The 3649-nt window shown below is 65.3% G+C and carries 2 protein-coding genes and 1 pseudogene; 2 read left to right on the top strand and 1 reads right to left on the bottom strand.

Features of this window, described 5'->3' with window-relative positions; translation table 11 throughout:
- Positions 1-265: 265 nt before the first annotated feature.
- Positions 266-1027, bottom strand: coding sequence for a hypothetical protein (locus HMPREF7215_RS09575; RefSeq protein ID WP_009165647.1), 762 nt, complete (start codon positions 1025-1027; stop codon positions 266-268).
- 263 nt (positions 1028-1290) lie between these two features.
- Between HMPREF7215_RS09575 and HMPREF7215_RS09570 the strand changes: the two genes are divergently transcribed.
- A complete protein-coding gene (locus tag HMPREF7215_RS09570) occupies positions 1291-3108 on the top strand; it encodes an SH3 domain-containing protein (RefSeq protein ID WP_009165645.1) in 1818 nt (605 codons plus the stop codon).
- 157 nt (positions 3109-3265) lie between these two features.
- Positions 3266-3649 (top strand): annotated as a pseudogene (locus HMPREF7215_RS09565) (hypothetical protein); the annotation flags it as partial.

Here is a 3649-nt window from a genome sequence, read left to right as displayed (position 1 = left end):
GCCCCGCATGAGCGCCGCAAGCCGCGCCGCCGCGCGCCGGTCGCCCCTCTGCCTTTGCCCGAAGCGCCCCGGCCGAAAGCCACGCTCAAACAGCGCCTCGGCAGCTGGCTGCGCCGCATGGGCGAACTGTACACGCAATCGTGACCGACGCCGCTTGGAGCGTTCGTGGCGGCCCCGAGGCAGTCTCCGCTCAAAGAAAGGCCGGCCCGCGATGAAGTGAAATTTCATCGCGGGCCGGCCTTTCTTTGGTTTCTCGGGATGCGGCTCAGCCGCGGCGGAACGTGACGACCCCCGCGGCGAGAAGCAGCGCGGCGATGACTCCGCCGGTGACAAGTCCCATGATGCTGTTTTCTTCGCTGTCTTTCAGCACTTCCTCACGGCTGAGGATGCCTTCCAGAACGCACGGGGCCTGATCGGGCGCGGGATGGAGCACGCCGTCCTTCTGAACGGCCTTCACCGTGACCTGACGCCCGCCGAGGTTGGAGATGCGGTAGGAGAAGCGCAGCGCGCCGCGCACGTTGACTTTGGAGCGCGACAGGTAGCGCTCGCTGCCGAGGAGCTTGCCGTACATTTCCAATCCGGCGCGCGCGAGCTCTCCGCCGTCGAACTCCTGGCAGAACGCCGGCGTCGGCAGCGTCTCGAGCAGTTCCGGCGCCAGGACGAAAGCGCCAAGCCTGGCTTCGCCGACGATCTTGCGGCTGCCCAGCGCTCCGGAATAGACTTTTCTCCACTCGTATTTGGGCTTGTCGGCTGTGCCGGCGTTTTCGTAGCGTTCGGTCAGGCGCTCGGCCTTGAGCGAGGGCAGCGTGACGTTCAGCTCTCCGTCCACCGCCGGCGCGGTCATCTCCAGAGCGCCGCTGCACACGACCAGGCGTTCTTCGTTTTCCGGCAGGACGGCCGGCTCGCTGAGGAACGCGGCGGCGGCCAGCTGTTCCTGCGCTTTCGGCATGTCGGTATGCATTTTCCAGACGAGCGCGCCCGTTCCGATTCCCAGCAGGACCAAAACGGCGCCAATGATTTTCTTCATGAAGCTTCCTCCTTCGTCAATGTCGTGATGGGGCCGGCGTTTCGAAAAAACGATTGTATTGTAGCAGAAGCGGACCGACCGGTCATCGCCCAAAGGGGTGAAGCGGCGCCGGCCGCGGGCGGACGGGCCGGCCCGTTTTTCACGCGGCGCTGCGAAGGCGCCGCCGTTTTTATGGTATTATGAACGAAGATCGGCTATAATTTTCGAACGATCGTGTGATCGCGGGCTGGATGTCGCGGCCCGCACAGAGGAGGGATTTCATCATGCACGTGTTCGCTTTTTTGCTGGCGGCCGCCGGAGTGGCGCTGTCCCTGTGCTACAGCGGCTGTCTCGCCATGATCGTGGAGAACGGTTTTGAGCTGGGCTGGCTGAAGGACTTCGCTTCGCTCGACCCCAAGTCGATGTGCGTCGTCGCCTCTTCCGTTCTGGCGGTGCCGGGGGCGCTGCTGGTCCTGTTCAGGAAAAAGTTTGCGGCGCTGCCGCTGTTCGCGGCGGCGGGGATTTCTTTGTACTGCGAGTTCGGCCTGAAAATCGTCTATCCCTACGTTCGCGCTTCGGCGGTGCTGTTCGCCGCGGCCGCGCTGATGGGCATGAAGGTTCGCGGCGCGGAGGACGAATACGGGGACGAGGAATATGTCGGCAAGGAACCCGAAATGGCCGAACCCGCTCCGGCGACGGCGCTCGACCGCGAAGTGAAAGAAGAACTCGCCGCGGCCGAGGAAGGAATGCCGGCCCCGAAGGCGGGCGGTTCGCGCCTCTGGGGTTTCCTGCTGGCGCTGGCGGCGGCAGGTTATACGCTCTGGCAGAGCGGCATGTGGCCGGTCGTGCAGGCGCACTTCATCGATCTTGAATGGTATAAGAATCTTCCCTCGCTCGACGCCAGATCGTTAAGCGCGCTTGCCGCGGCGGTTTTGGCCTTGTTGGGCGGCCTGCTGGCGCTGACGAAGCGCGCCGGCGGCACGCTGTTTTTGACCGTCGCGGCCGTGGTCTGCGCGGTGGCCCAGCTTCACTGGGAGGTCTGGTTCCCCGCATCGTGGGGCGCTTTTGTCCTCTGCCTTGTCGCCGGCGCGGTTTCCTGGCCCGGCGCGGCGGTAGACGAGGCCCGAGCGGGACGCCGCTACACGTCGGCTTATGTTTTCGCCTTTATCTTCGCGCTGACGGCTGCGGCCATTTCGCTTTATCAGAGCGGAGCGTGTCGCGTCCTTGGGGAAAAGTTCGGCGGCGAATTCTGCCTGGCCGCGCTGGGCGAACTGGACGCGAAGACGCTGTGCGTCACGGTGACCGCGGCGCTTGGCCTTGCCGGCGGGCTGCTGGCGCTCTGCGGCCTGCGCTTCTCCGCCTGGCTGCTGCTGGCGGCGATGTTCGTCTCGCTGGGCGGCGAACTGGTCTGGTCCGGGTATTACGCGTTCTCGTGGATCGCGCTGCTGCTGTACGCGCTCTCCGCGCTGCTGAGCAGCGCGTTGGTGAGGGCCGACGAGGAAACGCCCGTGAAGAAACTGTCGCTTTCCGTCGCCGTGATCGCCATGATGGCGGCGGCCGGAGCCGGAGGCGCGGCCGTGTGGTATTACGACAAGGACGCGATGGCGGAGAAGTTCCGCGACGCCCGTGCCAACGATCCCGCGTATCAGCAGATCGCCGAAGAGGTGAAAGCGAAGGATGCGAGGATCGCCGAAACGGACGGCAAAGTGCGGGAGCAAATGGGGCTTGTGGCCGAACGCGAGCAGAAGATCGGCGAGCTGACGGCGGTCAGCGCCGCCAAGGATGAAGAGATCAGGAATCTGACCGCCCGGAACGCGGAACGCGACGAACAGATCGCGGCGCTGAACGCCCGGCTCGAGCAGGCCAGGACGGATCTGGGCGCGGCGCAGGCCGAACGGAACCGGAAGTTTATCTATCTGCGCGGCGGCAACAACGTGCGCAGCGCGCCGAACGCCGACAAGGGCTCCAAAGTCATCGGCCGCCTCAGCAACGAAACAGCCGAAGTCGTCGGCGCGCAGGGCGGCTGGTATCAGGTCAAGGGAGCTTTCGGCGTCGGCTGGGTCTTCGGCAGGAACGCCGTGATGCTGGAACTGGGCAGATAAAACTTCAAAGCGAAGGACAACGGCGAAGAAGCCGCCTCGATCGATCTTGAGGCGGCTTCTTTCTTTGCGGGCGCCCGGCGGGCGCTTTTCCATCGGCGGGCGGCGGTGCTACAATATGAGGCGGCAAACAGAAACAGAGCGAAGGCGGTTGATGAAAGTGAAAAAACTGATAACGGCGATCTGGCTGATCATGGTCTGCGTCCCGGCCTGGGCGCGTCCGGAGGAGATCTTCCGGCTCGAAATCCCCGCGGAAGCGGGCGGCATGGCGCGCGCCGTCCGCCCCGACGGACAGATAAAAGAGCTGGGCAAAGTGCTGCGCGCGCCCACGGCCACGCGCTATCCCGGCTATACGGCCAGCGCTTGGGCCGAACCCGGCACGGTTGCGGCCACGGCGGTGAACGCGATCCACCTGACGGTTTCCGTGGAAAACGAAAAGGGGCGCATCGTCAGCCTTGTGCCGGCGGAGACGATCGCGCCCGCGGCGGGCGCGTCGGCGGCGTTCGTGATCGACTGCCCGGCCGGCACGGGGCTGTTCGGCGGC

The organism is Pyramidobacter piscolens W5455 (genome assembly GCF_000177335.1).
Lineage (GTDB): Bacteria > Synergistota > Synergistia > Synergistales > Dethiosulfovibrionaceae > Pyramidobacter > Pyramidobacter piscolens.
This window is presented reverse-complemented; position numbering and strand designations above follow the sequence as displayed.

Coding starts and splice junctions, on each gene's coding strand:
- HMPREF7215_RS09575 (WP_009165647.1), bottom strand. CDS start 1,027: ATGAAGAAAATCATTGGCGCCGTTTTGGTCCTGCTGGGAATCGGAACG.
- HMPREF7215_RS09570 (WP_009165645.1), top strand. CDS start 1,291: ATGCACGTGTTCGCTTTTTTGCTGGCGGCCGCCGGAGTGGCGCTGTCC.